Annotated in this window: 20 protein-coding genes; 14 read left to right on the top strand and 6 right to left on the bottom strand. The window is 74.5% G+C overall.

Annotation, left to right across the window (positions count from 1 at the left end; genetic code table 11):
* Positions 1–221: 221 nt before the first annotated feature.
* Positions 222–2,201 carry an AAA family ATPase gene (locus tag AB0O40_RS21225; protein WP_365043807.1) on the top strand — a complete coding sequence of 660 codons (1,980 nt, stop codon included), beginning with the start codon at positions 222–224 and terminating at the stop codon, positions 2,199–2,201.
* Positions 2,202–2,228: 27 nt separating this feature from the next.
* Here AB0O40_RS21225 and AB0O40_RS21220 read toward each other — a convergent pair whose 3' ends face one another.
* Positions 2,229–2,924, bottom strand: a complete 696-nt coding sequence (locus tag AB0O40_RS21220; protein ID WP_365043723.1) for a copper homeostasis protein CutC — start codon at positions 2,922–2,924, stop codon at positions 2,229–2,231.
* Positions 2,925–3,090: 166 nt separating this feature from the next.
* Between AB0O40_RS21220 and AB0O40_RS21215 the strand changes: the two genes are divergently transcribed.
* Positions 3,091–3,741 carry a hypothetical protein gene (locus AB0O40_RS21215; RefSeq protein ID WP_365043720.1) on the top strand — a complete coding sequence of 217 codons (651 nt, stop codon included), beginning with the start codon at positions 3,091–3,093 and terminating at the stop codon, positions 3,739–3,741.
* 94 nt (positions 3,742–3,835) lie between these two features.
* The gene (locus tag AB0O40_RS21210) at positions 3,836–5,056 is read left to right on the top strand and encodes a Cmx/CmrA family chloramphenicol efflux MFS transporter (RefSeq protein ID WP_365043717.1); all 1,221 of its coding nucleotides are present in this window, start codon (positions 3,836–3,838) and stop codon (positions 5,054–5,056) included.
* On the opposite strand, the gene AB0O40_RS21205 is transcribed toward AB0O40_RS21210, so the two are convergent.
* Positions 5,010–5,279, bottom strand: a complete 270-nt coding sequence (locus AB0O40_RS21205) for a DUF4031 domain-containing protein (RefSeq protein WP_365043714.1) — start codon at positions 5,277–5,279, stop codon at positions 5,010–5,012. The two genes, AB0O40_RS21210 and AB0O40_RS21205, sit on opposite strands and share 47 nt — an antisense overlap.
* Positions 5,276–5,647, bottom strand: a complete 372-nt coding sequence (locus AB0O40_RS21200) for a hypothetical protein (RefSeq protein WP_365043711.1) — start codon at positions 5,645–5,647, stop codon at positions 5,276–5,278. The genes AB0O40_RS21205 and AB0O40_RS21200 overlap by 4 nt, the downstream gene beginning before the upstream one ends.
* 123 nt (positions 5,648–5,770) lie before the next feature.
* Between AB0O40_RS21200 and AB0O40_RS21195 the strand changes: the two genes are divergently transcribed.
* Genes AB0O40_RS21195 through AB0O40_RS21185 form a run of 3 tightly spaced genes read left to right on the top strand, consistent with a single transcriptional unit; the run spans position 5,771 to position 9,204 of the window.
* Positions 5,771–6,727 carry a MurR/RpiR family transcriptional regulator gene (locus AB0O40_RS21195; RefSeq protein WP_365043708.1) on the top strand — a complete coding sequence of 319 codons (957 nt, stop codon included), beginning with the start codon at positions 5,771–5,773 and terminating at the stop codon, positions 6,725–6,727.
* Positions 6,728–6,748: 21 nt separating this feature from the next.
* Positions 6,749–7,678 (top strand): N-acetylmuramic acid 6-phosphate etherase, encoded by a 930-nt coding sequence (gene murQ, locus AB0O40_RS21190; protein WP_365043705.1) that lies wholly within the window; start codon positions 6,749–6,751, stop codon positions 7,676–7,678.
* A 53-nt stretch (positions 7,679–7,731) separates the two neighbouring features.
* A complete protein-coding gene (locus AB0O40_RS21185) occupies positions 7,732–9,204 on the top strand; it encodes a PTS transporter subunit EIIC (protein WP_365043702.1) in 1,473 nt (490 codons plus the stop codon).
* A gap of 57 nt (positions 9,205–9,261) precedes the next feature.
* On the opposite strand, the gene AB0O40_RS21180 is transcribed toward AB0O40_RS21185, so the two are convergent.
* Positions 9,262–9,591, bottom strand: a complete 330-nt coding sequence (locus AB0O40_RS21180; RefSeq protein WP_365043699.1) for a thioredoxin domain-containing protein — start codon at positions 9,589–9,591, stop codon at positions 9,262–9,264.
* 200 nt (positions 9,592–9,791) lie between these two features.
* Here AB0O40_RS21180 and AB0O40_RS21175 point away from each other — a divergent pair, with 200 nt between their 5' ends.
* On the top strand, positions 9,792–13,508 hold the full coding sequence (locus AB0O40_RS21175) for a WD40 repeat domain-containing serine/threonine protein kinase (RefSeq protein WP_365043696.1): 3,717 nt from the start codon (positions 9,792–9,794) through the stop codon (positions 13,506–13,508).
* Here AB0O40_RS21175 and AB0O40_RS21170 read toward each other — a convergent pair.
* Positions 13,490–13,777, bottom strand: a complete 288-nt coding sequence (locus AB0O40_RS21170; protein ID WP_365043694.1) for a hypothetical protein — start codon at positions 13,775–13,777, stop codon at positions 13,490–13,492. The genes AB0O40_RS21175 and AB0O40_RS21170 overlap by 19 nt on opposite strands.
* A 122-nt stretch (positions 13,778–13,899) precedes the next feature.
* Between AB0O40_RS21170 and AB0O40_RS21165 the strand changes: the two genes are divergently transcribed.
* From AB0O40_RS21165 to AB0O40_RS21155, 3 genes are all read left to right on the top strand, one after another.
* Positions 13,900–14,730: a helix-turn-helix transcriptional regulator gene (locus tag AB0O40_RS21165; RefSeq protein ID WP_365043691.1), complete on the top strand. Its 831-nt coding sequence runs from the start codon at positions 13,900–13,902 to the stop codon at positions 14,728–14,730.
* On the top strand, positions 14,720–14,974 hold the full coding sequence (locus AB0O40_RS21160) for a DUF397 domain-containing protein (protein ID WP_365043688.1): 255 nt from the start codon (positions 14,720–14,722) through the stop codon (positions 14,972–14,974). Before AB0O40_RS21165 ends, AB0O40_RS21160 begins: the two co-directional genes overlap by 11 nt.
* 152 nt (positions 14,975–15,126) lie before the next feature.
* Positions 15,127–15,696 (top strand): DUF4232 domain-containing protein, encoded by a 570-nt coding sequence (locus tag AB0O40_RS21155; RefSeq protein ID WP_365043685.1) that lies wholly within the window; start codon positions 15,127–15,129, stop codon positions 15,694–15,696.
* A gap of 30 nt (positions 15,697–15,726) precedes the next feature.
* Here the strand turns inward: AB0O40_RS21155 and AB0O40_RS21150 are convergent, their stop codons facing one another.
* Positions 15,727–16,116 (bottom strand): hypothetical protein, encoded by a 390-nt coding sequence (locus AB0O40_RS21150; RefSeq protein WP_365043683.1) that lies wholly within the window; start codon positions 16,114–16,116, stop codon positions 15,727–15,729.
* Between the two features lie 317 nt (positions 16,117–16,433).
* Between AB0O40_RS21150 and AB0O40_RS21145 the strand changes: the two genes are divergently transcribed.
* The 4 genes from AB0O40_RS21145 to AB0O40_RS21130 all read left to right on the top strand — a co-directional run bounded on the left by AB0O40_RS21145 (position 16,434) and on the right by AB0O40_RS21130 (position 18,955).
* On the top strand, positions 16,434–17,252 hold the full coding sequence (locus tag AB0O40_RS21145) for a hypothetical protein (RefSeq protein WP_365043680.1): 819 nt from the start codon (positions 16,434–16,436) through the stop codon (positions 17,250–17,252).
* Positions 17,253–17,311: 59 nt separating this feature from the next.
* Positions 17,312–17,893 (top strand): Uma2 family endonuclease, encoded by a 582-nt coding sequence (locus AB0O40_RS21140; protein WP_365043677.1) that lies wholly within the window; start codon positions 17,312–17,314, stop codon positions 17,891–17,893.
* A gap of 164 nt (positions 17,894–18,057) precedes the next feature.
* Positions 18,058–18,624: an RNA polymerase sigma factor gene (locus tag AB0O40_RS21135; RefSeq protein WP_365043674.1), complete on the top strand. Its 567-nt coding sequence runs from the start codon at positions 18,058–18,060 to the stop codon at positions 18,622–18,624.
* Complete coding sequence (locus tag AB0O40_RS21130) at positions 18,614–18,955, top strand: hypothetical protein (RefSeq protein WP_365043671.1); 342 nt, start codon at positions 18,614–18,616, stop codon at positions 18,953–18,955. Before AB0O40_RS21135 ends, AB0O40_RS21130 begins: the two co-directional genes overlap by 11 nt.
* Positions 18,956–19,133 lie beyond the last annotated feature (178 nt).

The raw sequence follows: 19,133 nt of genomic DNA, 5'->3' as shown, positions 1-19,133 counted from the left end.
CTAGAATCTCCGCTCTTGCCGCCTCCCGCGCCTGACCGGGGAGTGCCGCCGGCCGGACGGAAACCGGTCGGCCACCCGTACAGAGATCCTTGAGGACCCACATAGCTGGAGGCATCACCGTGCCCGCGCACGCCCCCGAGGCGGCTTCCGCCGCCGCCCCCGACGACCCGCTCGCCCGCGAGCGCGCCCACCTCGCCGGCTCCCGCGCCGCGCTCCGCGCCATGCGCGAGGACGTCGAATCGCTCGACATCAAGGACGTCACCGCCAACTGGGTGAACTCGATCGTGCTGACCGCGCAGATCGAGGACCGCATCAAGGCCCTGGCGGACCTCTCCCACACCCCGCTCTTCTTCGGCCGCCTCGACTACCTCCACGCCCCGGGCGCGGAGCTGGCCGAGGGCGCCGGCGGGGAGCGCTTCTACATCGGCCGCCGGCACGTCCACGACGCCGAGGGCGACCCGATGGTGATCGACTGGCGCGCCCCGGTCTCGCAGCCCTTCTACCGGGCCTCCAAGAAGGACCCGCAGGACATCGGGCTGCGCCGGCGCTTCGGCTACACGGGCGGCGAGCTCACCGCGTACGAGGACGAGCACCTGTCCGACCCGGCCGAGTCGGCCGAGGTCAGCAAGCTGCTCCAGGCGGAGATCGAGCGCCCGCGCGTGGGTCCGATGCGGGACATCGTCGCCACCATCCAGCCGGAGCAGGACGAGATCGTCCGCTCCGGGCTGTCGGGCAGCGTCTGCGTGCAGGGCGGTCCCGGCACCGGGAAGACCGCCGTCGGCCTGCACCGGGTCGCCTACCTCCTCTACGCGCACCGGGAGCGGCTGGCCCGTACCGGCACGCTGGTCATCGGGCCGAACAAGTCCTTCCTCCACTACATCGAGCAGGTCCTGCCGGCCCTGGGCGAGCTGGAGGTCAAGCAGGCCACGGTCGACGACCTGGTCACCCGGCCGGGCTGCGAGGTGCGGGGCGCGGACCCGGCCGCCACCGCCGTCGTCAAGGGCGACGCCCGGATGGCGCAGGTGCTGCGGCGGGCGGTCCGGGCCGAGGTCTCGGCCCCCCAGGAGGCCCTGATGGTGGTCCGGGGCTCGCGCCGCTGGCGGGTGCCGGCGTACGAGCTCCAGGAGATCGTGACCGAGCTGCAGGAGCGGGACATCCGCTACGGCGCGGCCCGGGACGCGCTGCCGCAGCGGATCGCGCACGCCGTGCTGGTGCGGATGGAGCAGGCGGGCGAGGCGCCGGACGACCGGGTGCAGGACGCGGTGGCGCGCAACGCCGCGGTCAAGGCGGTGGTCAAGGAGGTCTGGCCGGCCCTCGACCCGGCGAAGCTGGTGCTGCGGCTGCTGGCCGAGCCGGCGTACCTCGCGCAGCACGCGGACGGCGTCCTGACGGAGGACGAGCAGAAGCTGCTGCTGTGGCCGAAGCCGTTCCGCAGCGTGCGGGCGGCGAAGTGGTCGGCGGCGGACGCGGTGCTGATCGACGAGGCGGCGGACCTGATCGAGCGGACGCCCTCGCTCGGCCACGTGGTGGTCGACGAGGCGCAGGACCTGTCCCCCATGCAGTACCGGGCGGTCGGGCGGCGCTGCACGACCGGTTCGGCGACGGTCCTGGGCGATCTGGCGCAGGGCACGACGCCGTGGGCCACGCAGAGCTGGGCCGAGGCGCTGGGGCACCTGGGCAAGCCGCAGGCGGTGGTCGAGGAGCTGACGGCCGGTTTCCGCGTGCCGCGCGAGGTGATCGCCTACGCGTCGAAGCTGCTGCCGGACATCTCGCCGGGGCTGGCGCCGGTGGCGTCGGTGCGTGAGACGCCGGGGTCGCTGGCGGTGGCGCCGGTACCGGCGGAGGAGCTGGCCGGGGCGGTGGTCGCGGCGGTGCGGCAGGCGCTGGCGCACGAGGGCTCGATCGGGCTGATCGCCGCGGACGCGCGGATCCCGGTGCTGGCCGAGGCGCTGGCGGCGGCGGGGCTGGCGGTGCTGGCCCCCGGCGAGGAGACGACCGCCGCCTCCCGCCTGACGCTGGTGCCGGCGTCCCTGGCCAAGGGCCTGGAGTACGACTACGTGGTGCTGGACGAGCCGGCGGCGGTGGTCTCGGGCGAGGCGGACGAACGGACCGGCCTGCGCCGCCTGTACGTCTGCCTCACCCGCGCCGTCTCCGGCCTCACCGTCCTGCACGCCTCCCCGCTGCCGGTCGCCCTGGCCTAGTCCGGGGCGCGGCGCGGGGTCCGGCCGTCAGGCCAGGGCCTCGCGCCACTGCGCGACGGCGGCCGGGGAGACCGGGGCCGACCAGCCGTCGGGGCGGGCGGCGCCGCCGATGTGGAAGGCGGTGACGCCGGCCGCGCGCAGCCGGGGGAGGTGGTCCAGCCGCAGGGCGCCGCCGACCAGGATCTGCGGGCCGTAGCCCGGCTCCCCGGCGCGTGCGGCCTCGGCCTCCAGGACCGGCAGGCCGGCGTCGACGCCTTCGGCCGCCCCGGCCGTCAGGTAGGTGTCCAGCCCCGGCAGCTCCGCGAGGGACTTGCGCAGCCCGTCCCGGTCGGCGGCCCGGTCGATGGCCCGGTGGAAGGTCCAGCGGGCCCCGCCCAGCTCGGCGACCAGCCGCTCGACGGTCACCAGGTCCGGGGTGCCGTCGGAGTTGAGGAAGCCGAGGACGAACTGGTCCGCGCCCTCCGCCCGCAGCGCCCGGGCCTGCTCCAGCAGGGCCTCGACGTCCGCGGGGGTACCGGCGGCGAAGCCGTCGGCGGCCCGGAGCATCACGCGCAGCGGGATGTCCACGGCGGCCCGGATGGCCGCGAAGGTCTCCCGCGGTGGAGTCAGGCCGTCGGCGGCCATGTCGGTGACCAGTTCGAGCCGGTCCGCTCCACCTGCCTGGGCCGCGATCGCGTCCTCGGCATTGAGGGCGATCACCTCCAGGACCGCACGGTTGCTCATGGGGCCTCATCCCTTCGACGTACGTCACGCGGGGTGCCGCCGGTCGGCCGGCGGCACCCCAACAGGTCTAGTCCAATCCCCAGGGTACGCACCTCGGGCGCCCGACCACCAGCGATCCCGCGGACACGCCCCCCGCCCGGCCCCCCGCGCCCCCCACAATGGGCGCATGGCCACCGACACCGCGCAGCTCGAAGCCCGCTGGCGGGCGACCGTCGCCGCCGCCCGCGACACGGACACCCCCGACCCCGCCCCCTACGCCGCCCGGCTGCTCGCGGCCTGGGCCGAGCCGCAGCGCCGGTACCACACCACCGCGCACCTGGCCGCGGTCCTGGACCACCTCGACGTGCTCGGCGGGCACGCCACCGACCTGCCGGCCGTGCAGCTCGCCGCCTGGTTCCACGACGCCGTCTACCGCCCAGACCGGTCGGAGAACGAGGAGCGCAGCGCCGCCCTCGCCGAGCGCGCCCTGCCCGAGCTCGGCATCGACGACGCCACCACCGCCGAGGCCGCCCGGCTGGTGCGGCTGACCGTCGGCCACGACCCGGCCCCCGGCGACCGCAACGGCGAAGCCCTCTGCGACGCCGACCTCGCGGTACTCGCCGGCCCGCCCGCGGCCTACGCCGGGTACGCCGCCGCGGTCCGCGAGGAGTACGGCTTCGTCCCCGAGGAGGCCTTCCGGGCCGGCCGGGCGGACGTGCTGCGGCACCTGCTGGCCCTGCCCCGGCTCTTCCGCACCCCGCACGGCGCGGCCCACTGGGAGGCGCCGGCCCGCGCCAACCTGACCACCGAGCTCACGCTGCTCGGCGCCCACTCCTGACCCGCCGGGCGCCCCGGCCGACCACGGCCGGGGAATGCGGAAGGGCTCCCGGGGGTTGATCCGTTTCATGCCCGTTTCCTCTGATCGCACCCGTATGCCCGTGGCCGTGTACGTCCTCGGGCTGTCCGTCTTCTCGCTCGGCACGAGCGAGTTCATGCTCTCGGGGCTGCTGCCCCCGATCGCCGAGGACATGGGCGTCACGATCCCGCAGGCGGGCCTGCTGATCTCGGCCTTCGCGATCGGCATGGTGGTCGGCGCCCCGCTGCTGGCCGTGGCCACCCTCCGGCTGCCCCGCCGGACCACCCTGATCGCGCTGATCACCCTCTTCGGACTGGGGCAGGTCGCGGGCGCGCTGGCCCCCTCCTACGGCTTCCTCTTCGCCGCCCGGATCGTCGCCGCGCTGGCCTGCGCCGGCTTCTGGGCGGTCGGCGCGGCGGTGGCCATCGCGATGGTGCCGGTCGGCTCCCGGGCCCGGGCCATGGCCGTGATGATCGGCGGCCTGTCCATAGCCAACGTGCTGGGCGTACCGGCCGGCGCCTTCCTCGGCGAGCACTTCGGCTGGCGCTCGGCCTTCTGGGCGGTGGCCGCCGCCTCCGCGGTCGCGCTGGCCGGCATCCTCGCGCTGATCCCCCGGATCCCGCTGCCCGCCGAGCGCCCGGCGCTCTCCCAGGAGCTGCGGATCTACCGCGACCGGCAGGTCTGGCTCGCCATCGCGATCACCGCCCTGGCCGCGGGCGGCGTCTTCTGCGCCTTCTCCTACCTGGCGCCGCTGCTGACCGACGTGGCCGGGCTGGACTCCGGGACCGTACCGACCGTGCTGGCGCTCTTCGGCCTCGGCGCGCTGGCCGGCACCACCCTCGGCGGCCGGGTGGCCGACGGCCGGCTCTTCACGGTCCTGCTCATCGGCATCACCGCCTCCACGCTCTTCCTGGTGGCCCTGGCGCTGCTCGCCGGCTCGGCCGCGGCGGCCGTGACGCTGTCGTTCCTGATCGGCTTCTCGGCCTTCTTCACCGCCCCGGCCCTCAACGCCCGGATGTTCAACCTGGCGGGCGCCGCACCCACCCTGGCCGGCGCCACCACCACCGCCGCCTTCAACCTGGGCAACACCGGCGGCCCCTGGCTCGGCGGCACGGTCATCGACGCGGACCTCGGCTTCGCCGCCACCGCCTGGGCGGGCGCCGCCATGACCGTCGCCGCGCTGGGCCTGACGGCGCTCTCGCTGCGGCTCTCGTCCCGCTCCCGGGTGGTGGCGGAAGGCTCCGGGGCGGCTACGCCCGCGCCCGTCCCTTCGGCCGCCGCAGCCCCGCGGCCGTGATCCGGCGCACCAGCTCCTTGCTGCCGATCTCCAGCGCGCCCGCCGCCACCGCGGCCGGGTAGCGCTCCGCGGGGACGTCGTAGTGGTCCCCGTCGAAGGCCCGCGGCGGGCAGCCGATCCCGGCGGCGAAGGCGTGCAGTTCCTCGTACGACACGTCGCTGACCAGGTGCGACCACATGCGGCCGTGACCCGGCCAGGTCGGCGGGTCGATGTAGAGGGTCACCGGCCGAACACCGGGCCCAGCCGGCCCACGGACGCCACCTTCACGCCCTGCTTCCCGCACACCCAGTGCGGGTTCGGGCCCAGCTCCGGCTCCACGTCCAGCGCGTGCAGGTCGTCCTGCGAGCAGACCGGGCACAGCGGCCAGCGGCCGTACTTCTCCAGCAGCTTGTCCTGCACGTCCTGGGCTATCAGCCCGGCGAGGTAGTCGACCCCCTCGGGCCACTGCTCCACCCACCACCGGCGGTGCGTGACCGAGTCCTCGACGAGGGAGACGACATCCGCCTCGGCGACCTCGAGCGCCACGAGATCGGCGAGGACAAGGGCACGAGCGGCGTGCAGCGCCTGCTCCAAGGGGGTCGCGTGGTCCATGGGCCCATTGTGAACCCCAGCCGGTCAATGGGCGAAGGTCCTCTCGCGGGCCGCCGAGGTCATTCGTATGTGGTGACTTGTGGCGGATTGACGGGCCGAGACGGCTGAAAATACCTTTCAAGGGTGAGCAAGAAGGCGAAAGAAACTTTCAGCGACGAGCCCGGCGACCCCGGTGCGGCGCCCTCGCCGGCCGGCCTGCGCGGCCGCATCCGGGGGCTGGCGCCCGGCATGACCCGGTCGATGCAGGCCGTCGCCGAGGCGGTGGGCCAGGACCCGGCCGGCTGCGCCCAGCTCACCGTCACCGGCCTCGCCGAGCGGACCGGGACCAGCGAGGCCACCGTCGTGCGCACCGCCCGCCTGCTGGGCTATCCGGGTTACCGGGACCTGCGGCTGGCCTTGGCCGGCCTCGCCGCCCAGCAGGAGTCCGGCGAGGCGCCGGCCGTCACCGCCGACATAGGCGTGGCCGACCCGCTCTCCGAGGTGGTCGCCAAACTCGCCCACAAGGAGCGCCAGACCCTCGCCGACACCGCCGCCGGCCTGGACGTCGGCCAGCTCGCCGGGGCCGTCGCGGCGGTCGCCGGAGCCCGCCGGATCGACGTCTACGGGGTCGGCGCCTCCTCGCTCGTCGCCCAGGACCTCGCACAGAAACTGCTGCGCATCGGGCTGGTCGCACACGCCCTGGCCGACCCGCACCTGGCGATCACCAACGCCGTGCAGCTCGGCCCGTCCGACGTGGCCGTGGCCGTCACCCACTCCGGCGCCACCGGCGACGTCATCGACCCGCTGCGCACCGCCTTCGAACGCGGCGCGACCACCATCGCCATCACCGGCCGCCCGGACGGACCGGTCACCCAGTACGCCGACCACGTGCTGGCCACCTCGGCCGCCCGGCCGAGCGAGTTCCGCCCGGCCGCCATGTCCAGCCGGACCAGCCAGCTGCTGGTCGTGGACTGCCTCTTCGTCGGCGTCGCCCAGCAGACGTACGAGCGGGCCGCGCCCGCCCTGGCCGCCTCCCACGAAGCCCTCGCCCCCCGGCACCGCGCCCCCGCCGCCCCCCGCCCGCCCCGCAGCCGTCCCTGACCCCCCGAAGGAGCCCCCACCATGACCGCGTACGCGGAACTCCGCGCCCAGCTCGAGACCCTGACCACCGAGGCCTTCCGGCCCGAACTCGCCGAGATCGACCGCCTCTCGACCCTCGAGATCGCCCGCACCATGAACGCCGAGGACGCCTCCGTCCCGGCCGCGGTGGCGGCCCGGCTGCCGGAGATCGCCGCCGCGATCGACGCGGTCGCCGAGCGGCTGGCCCGCGGCGGCCGGCTGGTCTACGCGGGCGCCGGCACGGCCGGCCGGATGGGCGTGCTGGACGCCAGCGAGTGCCCGCCCACCTTCAACACCGACCCGGCCCGCGTCGTCGGGCTGATCGCGGGCGGCCCGTCCGCGATGGTCACCGCCGTCGAGGGCGCCGAGGACTCCCGGGAGCTGGCCGCCGAGGACCTGGCCGCGCTGCGGCTGACCGAGAAGGACGCCGTGGTCGGCATCTCGGCCTCCGGCCGCACCCCGTACGCCGTCGGCGCGGTCGAGTACGCCCGCGGGCTGGGCGCGCTCACCGTCGGGCTGTCCTGCAACGCGGACAGCGCGCTGGCCGCCGCCGCGGAGCACGGCATCGAGGTGGTGGTCGGCCCCGAACTCCTCACCGGCTCCACGCGCCTGAAGGCGGGCACCGCGCAGAAGCTGGTGCTCAACATGATCTCGACGGTGACGATGATCCGGCTCGGCAAGACCTACGGGAACCTGATGGTCGACCTGCGGGCCTCCAACGAGAAGCTGCGGGCCCGCTCCCGGCGGATCGTCGCGCTGGCCACCGGCGCCCCGGACGCGGAGATCGAGGCCGCCCTGACCGCCACCGACGGCGAGGTCAAGCCGGCGATCCTGGTCCTCCTCGCCGGGGTCGACGCCGCCACCGCCGCCCGGCTGCTCGACGCGGCCGACGGCCACCTGCGGGCCGCGCTGGCCGCCGCGACCACCGCCTAGTCACGCCCTTTCTGCCGCACCCCCACCAGGCAACCAGCAAGGCACCCCACACCATGGACAAGAACCGCGCCACCGCCGCCGCGATCCTCCCCCTCGTCGGCGGCCCCGCCAACATCGCCGCCGTCGCCCACTGCATGACCCGGCTCCGCCTGACCCTGCACGACCGCTCCCTCGTCGACGACGACGGGCTGCGGGCACTGCCCGCCGTCATGGGCGTGGTGGAGGACGACACGTACCAGATCGTCCTCGGACCGGGGACGGTCGCACGGGTCACGCCCGAGTTCGAGGCGCTGATCGCGGCGGCGGACCCGGAGCCGGTGCCGGACGCCCCCTCGGCCGAGCAGCTCGCCGCCCGCGGCGCCGAGCTGAAAGCCGCGCAGAAGGCCCGCAACGCCACCCCGGTGAAGCTCTTCCTGCGCCGGATCGCGAACATCTTCGTCCCGCTGATCCCCGCCCTGATCGGCTGCGGCATCATCGCGGGCCTGAACGGCCTGCTGACCAACCTGGGCTGGGCCCCGGGGGTCGTGCCGGCGCTGGCCGCGATGGCCTCCGGCTTCATGTCGCTGATCGCGGTCTTCGTCGGCTACAACACGGCCAAGGAGTTCGGCGGCACCGCGATCCTCGGCGGCGCGGTCGCGGCCATCATCGTCTTCCCCGGCGTCGCCAAGATCACCGCCTTCGGGCTGCACCTGGCCCCCGGCCAGGGCGGGGTGCTCGGCGCCCTGGCCGCGGCGCTGCTGGCGGTGTACGTGGAGAAGTGGTGCCGGCGCTGGATGCCGGAGTCGCTGGACGTGCTGCTCACCCCCACGATCACGGTGCTGGTGGCCGGCCTGGTCACGATCTTCGGCCTGATGTTCGTGGCCGGCGAGGTCTCCGAGGCGATCGGCTCCTTCGCGAACTGGCTGCTGGCCTCGGGCGGGGCGCTGGCCGGCCTGGTCCTGGGCGGGCTCTTCCTGCCGCTGGTGATGCTCGGCCTGCACCAGGCGCTGATCCCGATCCACACCACCCTGATCGAACAGCAGGGCTTCACCGTGCTGCTGCCGATCCTGGCGATGGCGGGCGCCGGGCAGGTCGGCGCGGCCATCGCGGTCTACTACCGGCTGCCGCGCAACGCCTCGATCCGCGCCACCATCAAGTCGGCCCTGCCGGCGGGCTTCCTGGGCGTGGGCGAACCGCTGATCTACGGCGTCTCGCTGCCGCTGGGCCGGCCCTTCGTGACCGCCTGCGTCGGCGGTGCGGCGGGCGGCGCCTTCATCGGCCTCTTCAGTCAGATGGGCCACGCCTTCGGCTCCACCGCCATCGGCCCCTCGGGCTGGGCCCTCTTCCCCCTGCTCGACGGCTCCGGCGCCCTGGCCACCACCATCGCCGTCTACGCCGGCGGCCTCCTCACCGGCTACCTCTCCGGCTTCCTCGCCACCTACTTCTTCGGCTTCACCCCATCAATGCTCACCGACCTGAACACGGCCCCGGACACGGCGCAGTCCACCCCGGAAGACGCCGGAGCCCCCGAACCGGCCCGCGTCTAAGCGCCACACCGCTGCGGCCGGCCCCTTCCGAAGGGACCGGCCGCAGTGGCGTACGGGTCACAGGTGCGGGTCGATCAGGGCGCGGACGTCCTCGGCCGTCATCGGGCCGGTGGCGGTGGCCACCGGGTGGCAGTCGCGGATCAGGACCAGGGTCGGGGCGGACTTCACCTCGAAGCGGCGGGTGGTGGCGGGGCAGCGGACCAGGTCCGTGCGGACCACCGAGACGCGGCCCGCGTACTCCCGGGCCAGCGCCTTCAGGACCGGGTCCAGCTCCTTGCAGGCCTCGGACCACACGCCCCAGAAGTACGCCAGCACCGGCCCTTCCACGTGCGCCATCACGAAGTCGAACTCCGCGTCCTCCAGTGCCTGGTGCACCCCGACCGCCATGGTCTGTCCTCGACTCTCCTCGATCCGCGCACGGGCCCGTCCGCGCCCCCGCGCCGCGGCCATTGTCCCGGTCCGGAGGGCCCGCCGCGCACCCGCCGGGCCCGGGGTCCGCTGACGGAGGCTCAGCGGGTGGACCGGCCCGGCCCGTTGGCCGGGTGGCTGGTTACGATCTCTTCCGCGACCAGGGGGAGAACACAGCGATGAGCACCGACAGCACCACCGGCACGCCCGTGAGCGCGCCGACCGACCCGCTCACCCCGGACGACCCGCAGCGGATCGGCGGCTACTGGCTGGCCGCCCGGCTCGGCGCCGGCGGTCAGGGCGTGGTCTACGAGGCGTACGACGCGGCCGGGGCCCGGGTCGCCCTCAAGGTGCTGCACCGGGACGCCGACCCGTTCGTCCGGGACCGCTTCGGCAAGGAGGCCGAGGCCGCGCAGCGGGTCGCGCCCTTCTGCACCGCCCGCGTCCTGGACGCCGCCGTGGACGGGGACGTCCCGTACCTGGTCAGCGAGTACGTACCCGGCCCCACCCTGGCCGCCGAGGTCCGCGCCCGCGGCCCGCTCGCCGAGGACGCCGCGCTGCGGCTGGCCACCGGCGCCGCCACCGCGCTGGCCGCCATCCACCGCGCCGGGGTGGTCCACCGCGACCTCAAGCCCGGCAACGTCCTGCTCGGCCCGGACGGCCCCCGCATCATCGACTTCGGCATCGCTCGCGCCCCCGACATGTCCCTGACCGCCACCGGCGCGATGATGGGCACCTTCGGCTACATGGCCCCCGAGGTCCTGCACGGCAAGCGGGCCACCACCGCCGCCGACGTCTTCGCCTGGGGCGCGGTCGTGCTGTACGCGGCCACCGGCGCCGAACCGTTCCGCGGGGCCAACATCGCCGAGGTCGCCCACCGCACCACCGAGGTCGACCCCGACCTCTCCGGCCTCCCGGCCCGGCTGCGCCCCCTGATCGCCGCCGCCCTCGCCAAGGACCCACAGGCCCGTCCCACCGCCAAGGACCTCCTGAGCGGCCTGGTGGACGCGGCCACCGACCGGCCCGTCGAGGACCCCCGCACCGCGTCCGCCGACCCGCGGACCGTCCCCGACCCCCGCACCGGCGCGGACAGCCTCGGGCTGCTGCGGGCCGGTGCCCGGCAGGCCGACGCCGGCTCCGGCACCGCGGCCGTCCCCCCGCTCGGCGACCGCGCCGAAGCCGCGTACGCCGCCCTCCCGGAGGACGCCCGGCAGGCCGCCCACGACCTGCTGCTGCGCCTGGTCCTGCCCGGCGGCGCGGCCGACGGCTCCCAGGACACCGTCCGCACCGCCGGCCCCGACGAACTCTTCGCCGACCGCCCCGAGTCCGAGCAGCGGGCCACCGCCCGCGCCGCCGAGGCCCTGACCGCCGCCGGCGCCCTGGTCACCGAACACGACGGCGCGGTCCGCCCGGTCACCCCCGCCCTGCTGCCCGCCTGGCGGCGGCTGCGCGCCTGGACCGACGCCGACCGCACCGGCATCGGGCACCGCCAGCGCATCACCTGGGCCGCCCACCGCTGGACCGGCCACGGCCGCCGCACCGAGGACCTGCTCACCGGCAGCGACCTGCGCACCCTCCTCGACTGGCTGCCCACCACCGCCGCCCACCTGCGCCCCAGCCCCCCGGAGCTCGACTTCCTCGACGCCTCCCGCACCGAGGCCGCCCGTACCGTCCGCCGCAAGCGGCAGCTGCTCGCCGGCCTGGCCGGCGTGACCGTACTGGCCCTGGTCGCGGGCGGGGTCGCCTACCTCCAGAACCGCGAGTCCGAACTCCGCAAGAACCAGGCCACCGCCCGCGCCGTCGCCCAGGCCGCGGACAGCCTGCGCGGCACCGAACCCGACACCGCGATGCTCCTGGGCCTCGCCGCCTACCGCATCTCCCCCGTCCCGGAGGCCCGCGCGGCCCTCAACGCGTCGGCGGTCCAGCGGGAGCGGGCCAGCATCCGGCTGCCCGCCGCCAACAAGGAGGACGGCGACGACAGCGGCCGCGCCTACGCCCCCGGCGGCACCCACGTCCTCTCGTACGGCCCCGGCGGCGCCCAGTGGTGGGACCTCACCAAGGGCGCGGCGGGCATGGCCGAGCCGCTGCTGACCTTCCCGGCCGGCCGGTACCTGGTGGAGAAGGGCGGCGCACTGAGCCCGGACGGCAAGCTCCTGCTGGTCAAGACCGACGGCGCCTACCGCATCCTGTCCACGAAGGACGGCCGCCCGGTCGGCACCCCGATCTCCGTCTCCTCCGACGAGGAGCCCATGGACGTCCTGAACACCGGGCACGTCGAGCTGATGGACCAGCGCACCGGCGTCTACCGGCTGGTCGACCGCACCGGCCGGCCCGCCCCCACCTGGGACCCGTCCGCCACCGTCGCCCCGGACGCCGGCCACTTCGCGTACTGCAACCGCACCTCGCCGCTCCGCGTGACCACCTACGACGACCCCGGCACCACCGTCATCTCCCGCAGCGCCGGGGGCGTCCTCGGCAACGACTGCCAGGAGGTCCGCTTCAGCCCCGACGGCCGCTACCTCGCCGAGATCACCACCGGCAGCCGGACGTACGTCTGGGACCTGCGCACCCACCGCCTCCAGGCCACCCTCGTGGCCGAGGGGACCGACCTGCAGTTCAGCTCCGCCGGCCACTACCTCGTCGGCCCGACCGACGACAAGAGCGCCCACCCCGGCATGCTGGAGGTCTGGGACGCCCGCACCGACGGCAAGCAGCCGCTGGTCCGGATCCCCCTCCCGGCCCGCCAGGCCGACGACGCCGACGACGTCTTCCGGGCCTACCTCGACGAGGACGCCAAACTCCTGCGCTACGAGGCCGCGCGCACGGAACAGCTCAAGGTCGTGGACGTCGCCGCGGTCCTGGACGTGGGCACCGGACCGGCCGCGGACGGTTCGGCGGAGGGCGCGGCCCTCTCCCCCGACGGCACGGCGGCCCTGGTCCGCACCGTCCACGGCCTGACCGCCACCCTCCAGCCGGTCGACCCGGCCACCGGCAAGCCGGCCGGCGCCCCCGTCACCCAGCGCACCACCGAGGGCATCTTCCCCTGGTGGGCCGCCCTCAGCGACGGCGGCCGGGTGCTCGCCTACTCGGACGTGACCCGCGAGCGGCGCGAGTTCGTGGCCCGCGACCAGCGCACCGGCGCCGAACTCGCCCGCTTCCCCTACGTCACCGGCAACATCCCCAACCACCTCGGCATCTCCCCGGACGGCCGGTACCTCACCGCCTCCTTCGCCAACGGCAGCTCCGCCTCCTCCGACGGCTGGACGACCGTCGTCTGGGACGTGCGCGGCCGCCGCGAGGTCAGGAAGTACACCGCCACCGCGGGCCACGGCGTCTTCAGCCCGGACAGCAGCCGGCTGATCACCGGCGCCGGCGACGACCTGGACCTCGCCACCGGGCACTCCCGCCCGGACGCCTTCGGCAAGGGCCGGTACGACTACCAGGACCTCGCCTTCGCCGCCGACGGCGACGCCCTGGCGCTGCGCCGCGAGGACGGCTGGATCGAGGTCTGGGACGGCGCCGCCCGCGAGCGCCGGGTCCTGCTGCCCAGCTCCCTGGTCCGCGGCGGCGGCCGCTACCAGGACGAGGCCGGCCAGCTGGCCTTCACGCCGGACGGCGGCCAACTCGCCCTGGTCGTAGGCGGCGACTCGGTCCAGCTCTGGGACGTCGGCGCCCGGCTGGCCCTCGGCAGCCCGCTGAACATCACCGGCCGGCCGCTCGACGCCATGGCCTTCGCGGGCGGCTCGCTGCGCACCCTCAGCGGCGGCCTCGTCCACGACTTCGACCTGGACCCCGACCACCTGGCCGCCCAGGTCTGCGCCCGGGCCGGCCGCGACATCACCCCCGAGGAGTGGGCCACGTACATCCCGGACGCGCCCTACCGCGGACTCTGCTGAACCCCCGGCTCCCCCACCGCGGCCCGCTGCCGGGCCGCCCGGTTCACCTCCCGCACCCGCCCGCGCAGCCGCTCGCCGCTCAGTACGGCGGCCAGCTCGCGGGCGGTGGCCGGGTTGCACCGCCCCAGGTCGATCAGCGGCCGCGGGTAGTTCCCGGCCGCCGACACCGGGTCCAAGCGCAGCGACGGCAGGGTGATCCCCACCCCCGCCAACCCGGCCTTCAGCTCCGCCAGGGCCTCCTCCGCCACCTGCACGAGGTCCGTCTCCATCCGCTTTCCCTCCACGCTGTGTACCTGTTCCGGCTACACAGCGTGGCGTGCGGTGGCTAGCCTGGGTAGTGCGACGCGGCCAACAACTGCGTCTGTTGGACCCAGCGTTGGGAGACCCCGGCATGGCGCTCGCCAAGAAGCTCGACCCCTCCGCGTCGCCGCGGGCGCTCTACGGAGCAGAACTCCGCTACTACCGGAAGCGCGCCGGCTACACCCAGGACGAGCTGGGGGAGCTCCTGTTCGTGAGCGGGGCGTTCATCGGCCTGCTGGAGGCGGCGGCCCGGCGGATACAACCCGACTTCGCGGCGCGGCTGGACGCGATCCTCAAGACGGACGGGTTCTTCGTCCGCAACATCGCGGCCGGCGAGGCGTCGCCCTACCCGGAACACTTCGCCGATGTGGTGGACCTGGAGGCCACCGCCACCGAGATCCACGAGTTCGCCCCGGTACTCGTACCCGGACTCCTCCAGACCGAGGAATACGCCCGGGCCGTCTTCCGCTCCGCGAACCCCATCCACCCGGAAGCGTCCATCGACGAGTGGGTCTACGGCCGACTCGCTCGCAGCCGAATCTTCGACCATCCAACAGAGCCCGTGTTTTGGGCGGTGCTGGACGAGTCCATCCTGCACCGCGAGGTGGCAGGGCGATCGGCCATGGCCAGCCAGCTCCGGCACATCGCGGACCTGGTCCGCAGCGGCAGGATCGTGGCACAGGTCCTCCCGTACCAGGAAGGGGCCCACGGGGCCATGCAGGGTTCGGTGAAGATGATGGCCTTCAGCGACAGCCAGCCCCTGGCCTACATCCAAAGCATCGAAACAGGACGCCTGTTGGATGACCCTTCCGTGGTCGCCCGCTGCCAGCGGCTTTACGATCTCGCCAGGGCCTCCGCGTTGTCACGGGATGCGTCCCTCGCACGGATCGAAGCGGCAGCGGAGGCATTCGATGGGCACTGACCAGCACACGCTGGAATGGTTCAAGTCAAGCTACAGCGGAGGGGACGGCGGGGACTGCGTCGAGGTCGCCCGCTGGCGGAAGTCGTCGCACAGCGGCGGCGACGGCGGGGACTGCGTCGAGATCGGGCCGCACTGCGGGGTCGTCCCGGTAAGGGACTCCAAGAACCCCGGGGGTCCGAAGCTCGTGTTCCCGCAGACGGCCTGGGGGGCGTTCATCGGGGGGATCCAGAGCGGGGCCCTGTAAACGACGCGTCATGACCGTTCTGTCACAAGCGCCGCCGCACGGAACCCCGTTGCCCTCCCCCGCCCTCTGTACACACGTATCGAGACCACGCGTACCGCGGACGACAACCGGCGACCGGAACCGCGGACGAGACGACTCAGGGGGACGACAACATGCGTTACAGCAACGGCATGCGCAAGGCGGTTCTGGCGACGACGGCGGCCGCGGCCGCCGCGGCGGCGGTGGCCGGCATCCTGCCCGGCACCGCCATGGCGGCGAGCGCCGGCACCGCCACCCCGCCGCCCGCCTGCGCGGCCTCCGCCCTCAAGGTCACCGCCCGGCAGGCCGCCCACCCGCCCGTCGGGACCGGGACCGGGGCCGCCGTCGTGCAGTTCACCAACGTCTCCCGCAAGACCTGCGTCCTGAAGGGCCACCCGACGCTCGCGGGCGCCGGCAACGGCACCCCCACCCACGCCACCCCGCTCAAGGTCACCCCCAAGGGCAGGGCGACCACCGTGACGCTCCGGCCGCACGGCAAGGCGTGGGTGAAGCTGACCTTCGTCCAGGTCCAGGGCGAGGGCGACGGCTACTGCAAGTCGGGCGCGACCCCGAAGGCGTTCCCGACGATGGTCATCGGGCTGCCGCGCTCCGGGAAGCACCAGGTCGCCCTGAACGACGGCTGGTGGGCGTACTGCGACAACAAGGCGACCGCCACCGCAGTCTCGACGGTCAAGCCTTCCTGACCCCACCCGACCGGGTTCACGCCGAGGACGTCAGCACTCGTCCTTCCGCGCCTGCCGGATCAGCGGCTCGGCCCTCTCCAGCGTGGAGGTGACCTGCCAGGTCTGGTCCGCCCGGCGCAGGGTGTCGGCGAACTCCTTGTAATCGGCGTCCTGCCGAGCCGCGTCGGCGGCCCGGTTGACCGCCGTGACCAGGTACTGCTCGGCGGTCAGGTAGTAGGGGTCGGTCAGGTTCGACGGCCTGGGGCGCGCAAGTTGGTCGGTCAGCTGCTGCAGGGACGCGCAGGCGGACTCGGCGGACTTGCGCGCCGCCACCGTGGCCTTGGACGGCGTGGAGTTACAGGCCGTCAGGGAGAGCGCGGCTGCCAGCAGCAGGGGCAGCGGCGGTGACAGGCGAAGTATCAACTGACGTCGACTGGTCATGGGGCAACCGTAGTGAGGACGAGGCCCCGGCCGCCCGGATTTCCGACGGGTGCCCACGCCCGGCCGGCGGCCCGGAGCTCAAGCGGCCCCGGCCGAGCGCCTTCTTATAGGAATGGGAGGCGGGTTACACCCGCCCTCCCACCCTCCCCCTGCGCGCCAACGGCCGCACATACCAGGCGAGATGACTATCCGTGAGCGGGTTGCAACCAAGCGTGCCGAGGGGCTAGCTTTCCGCTGGACGGAAGAAAAAGTCGACCCCCGCCGGTGCGCCAACACCGAACGAGGGTCTGAGCGATCGAGATCGAAAGAGCGATCCCATGCCTGTCATCGAGTTTAGTGTTGCCCCGCACCCCTCCGCCAAGCCCGGTTTCGGCAAAGTCACCGCACCGGACGAACTCCCCCGTACGGACGCCGACTTCTCGCACCTCCCCTTGCGCGAGGAGGCTGTGGCCCGGTACCTGGACCGGCTGCCCGACGGGGCCGACATCAGCGTCAAGACCCTCGCCGCCGTGCTGCCGCTGTGGGGCCAGTGCGCCTTGCGGACCGCCCTGAACCGGCTGGAAACCGCCGGTCACCTGCACCGGGTACGCGAACGCGCCGAGGGCGTGCGGTGGGTGACCCGGACCTACTTCTCCCGTACCGCCCGGGACGGCGGCTGGTGGGCCCGCTTCACCGGTAGGAGCACCCCGGCCCCCACGGCCCCGCCGCCACCCGCCCGGCCGGAGCCGCCGCCCCCGGCTGCCGGCAGCGCGTACGGCGTGCTCGCCGAGCTGGCGCGGGTCGCCCCGACCCTCGCCCTCACCGCCGGGCTGCCGCGGGACGGCGTCCACCACCCGGCCGCCTTCGTCCGCCGGCGCCTGGCCAGCAAGCTCCCGCCGCCCCGGCCGACGGAACCCGAACCCGGCCCGGCCGTCGACACCGGCGCCCGCATCGACATCGGCACCGGCACCGGCACCGGGCTCAGAACCCGGCTCGCCGAATGCCGGGAGTGCCGCGCGCCGGGCAGACCTGCCGCCTTCACCGACGGCCTCTGCGCAACCTGCCGCCACGAACCCCCGCCCCCGCCCACGGGCCCCCTCACCCCGGCTGAGGTCCGCGCCCACGCCACCCGCATCCGCGAGGGGAGACCCGCATGACCGTAGAAGCGGTCCGTCCACCGGCTGCCGGGGCAGTATGGAGTCGAGGAGGCGACCCCATGACCCCGAGCTTTGCCGATCACCCGCAGATGACCGTCGAGGAGTTCGAAGAGCTCGCCCGTAGGGCTCCTGAGACGGTCTCCCTGGAGTTCGTCCAAGGAAAGCTTGAGGTCAAGCCCGTGCCCGACCAGCTCCACGGCGCCATCATCGTGTGGCTGATCCGCCAGTGCATGCAGCACAGGCCCGAGCTCGCCGTCTACCCGGAGCAAGGTCTCAAGGTCGACGCCTACCGGGCCGGCCGTGCCCGGGCGGATGCGGCCTTGGCACCCTTCGACCACTACATCGGCCAGATGGGCGAGTGGGCCGATCCGGCAGGCACCCTCCTCGTCATGGAGGTCACCTCGCACGACGCTGACACCGATCGCCGCGATCGCCAGGAAAAGCGTGACGGGTACGCCGCAGCAGGTATCCCCGTCTACCTGCTCATCGACCGCGACGCGCACGAGGTGGTCGTCTACGCGGAGCCCGCGCGGGGGAAGTACGCGCGGCGGAGCACGTACCCGTACGGCGCGGCGGTCGAGCTGCCGGAGCCGGTCGGCATGACGCTCGACAGCGCCAAGCTGAAGGACTACGTCCGCTGAATCCTTTGGCGGGGTGGGCGCCTCTCATGGGGGTGCGGACGAACGCGTCCGCCGGACCGTCCCCTCGGGAGGAAACATGACCGGCACCGTCATCGCGATCGCGGCCGGCGCGCTGCTGCTGTGCGCCTGCACCGTCACCCTGCTCCGGCGGCGGGGGCAGCGGCGTGGCTGAGTACCGGTGGCCCGCCGCCACCCTCGTCGCGGCGGCGCAGGGCGGGGACGTCCAGGCGCTCACCGCACTCGTCTCCGGCTCGCACCCGCACGTGCAGCGCTTCGCGCACAGCCTGTGCGCCACGCCGCACGACGCGGAGGACGCGGCGCAGGAAGCGCTGATCATCCTCTACCGCAAGATCGGCACGCTGCGGGCGTCCGGGGCGCTGGCCTCGTGGATGTTCCGCATCGTCCGCAACGAGTGCCTGCGGCGCGGGCGTTCGCTGGTCCAACGGGAGCCGGTCCCGGAGTACGGGCCGTCCGCCGGGTCCGGCCGGTCCGCCGAGGAGGACGTACTGCTCCGGCTGGAGGCCGAGCGGGTGGCCGCCGCGGTGTCCGCGCTCCCCGCGGACCAGCGGCAGGTGCTGGTCATGCGGGACATCCAGGGCCTGCCCGGCCGGACCGTCGCGGCCCGGCTCGGCCTCAGCACCGCCGCGATGAAGTCCCGGCTGCACCGGGCCCGCGCGGCGGTCCGCGCCACCCTCCTCGACGGGGCGGAGGTAACCCCTGATGAAAACTGACCCCGCCCCCACCTCCGTCCCCCGCTCCGACCCGGGCCCCGGCCCCGGCTCCGGCTCCGGCTCCGGCTCCGGCTTCGGCTTCGGCTTCGCGAGTGCCACTCTCCCGCGCCATCTGGCGCGCGGCGCCCTCGGCTTCGGGGCGCTAGCCGCGTCCCTGGCCCTGCTGCCGGTCACCGGCCCGGTGAGCCTCCTCCTCGCCCCGGCGGGCCTGGTCGCCCTGCGCGGCTGCCCGATGTGCTGGGCCATCGGCCTCGCCGAGACCGTCTCGGCGGGCCGCCTGCGCCGAGCCTGCGTGGACGGCCACTGCGAACTGGTCCGCGCCCCGGGCTAGTCACGCATGGCCGCGGGGCCGCGCCCCCCCGGCTAGCCACGCGTGGCCTGTACGCGTCGCCGCGGGCGGTCGGGATGTGCGGGGAGGCCCGGGAAGAGCGGTACGGCCAGTGCGGCGGCGAACACCCCCGCAGCGATCACCCGGCGGCGGGCCGGGTCCATGTCGGCCCGCCCGAGGT

Source organism: Streptomyces sp. NPDC089919, assembly GCF_040684615.1.
Taxonomy (GTDB): domain Bacteria; phylum Actinomycetota; class Actinomycetes; order Streptomycetales; family Streptomycetaceae; genus Streptomyces.
This window is presented reverse-complemented; position numbering and strand designations above follow the sequence as displayed.

Excerpts from the sequence above, each read along its gene's own strand:
- AB0O40_RS21225 (WP_365043807.1), top strand. The coding sequence starts at position 222 with ATGCGCGAGGACGTCGAATCGCTCGACATCAAGGACGTCACCGCCAAC.
- AB0O40_RS21220 (WP_365043723.1), bottom strand. The coding sequence starts at position 2,924 with ATGAGCAACCGTGCGGTCCTGGAGGTGATCGCCCTCAATGCCGAGGAC.
- AB0O40_RS21215 (WP_365043720.1), top strand. The coding sequence starts at position 3,091 with ATGGCCACCGACACCGCGCAGCTCGAAGCCCGCTGGCGGGCGACCGTC.
- AB0O40_RS21210 (WP_365043717.1), top strand. The coding sequence starts at position 3,836 with ATGCCCGTGGCCGTGTACGTCCTCGGGCTGTCCGTCTTCTCGCTCGGC.
- AB0O40_RS21200 (WP_365043711.1), bottom strand. The coding sequence starts at position 5,647 with ATGGACCACGCGACCCCCTTGGAGCAGGCGCTGCACGCCGCTCGTGCC.
- murQ (WP_365043705.1), top strand. The coding sequence starts at position 6,749 with ATGACCGCGTACGCGGAACTCCGCGCCCAGCTCGAGACCCTGACCACC.
- AB0O40_RS21185 (WP_365043702.1), top strand. The coding sequence starts at position 7,732 with ATGGACAAGAACCGCGCCACCGCCGCCGCGATCCTCCCCCTCGTCGGC.
- AB0O40_RS21180 (WP_365043699.1), bottom strand. The coding sequence starts at position 9,591 with ATGGCGGTCGGGGTGCACCAGGCACTGGAGGACGCGGAGTTCGACTTC.
- AB0O40_RS21175 (WP_365043696.1), top strand. The coding sequence starts at position 9,792 with ATGAGCACCGACAGCACCACCGGCACGCCCGTGAGCGCGCCGACCGAC.
- AB0O40_RS21170 (WP_365043694.1), bottom strand. The coding sequence starts at position 13,777 with ATGGAGACGGACCTCGTGCAGGTGGCGGAGGAGGCCCTGGCGGAGCTG.
- AB0O40_RS21165 (WP_365043691.1), top strand. The coding sequence starts at position 13,900 with ATGGCGCTCGCCAAGAAGCTCGACCCCTCCGCGTCGCCGCGGGCGCTC.
- AB0O40_RS21160 (WP_365043688.1), top strand. The coding sequence starts at position 14,720 with ATGGGCACTGACCAGCACACGCTGGAATGGTTCAAGTCAAGCTACAGC.
- AB0O40_RS21155 (WP_365043685.1), top strand. The coding sequence starts at position 15,127 with ATGCGTTACAGCAACGGCATGCGCAAGGCGGTTCTGGCGACGACGGCG.
- AB0O40_RS21150 (WP_365043683.1), bottom strand. The coding sequence starts at position 16,116 with ATGACCAGTCGACGTCAGTTGATACTTCGCCTGTCACCGCCGCTGCCC.
- AB0O40_RS21145 (WP_365043680.1), top strand. The coding sequence starts at position 16,434 with ATGCCTGTCATCGAGTTTAGTGTTGCCCCGCACCCCTCCGCCAAGCCC.
- AB0O40_RS21140 (WP_365043677.1), top strand. The coding sequence starts at position 17,312 with ATGACCCCGAGCTTTGCCGATCACCCGCAGATGACCGTCGAGGAGTTC.
- AB0O40_RS21130 (WP_365043671.1), top strand. The coding sequence starts at position 18,614 with ATGAAAACTGACCCCGCCCCCACCTCCGTCCCCCGCTCCGACCCGGGC.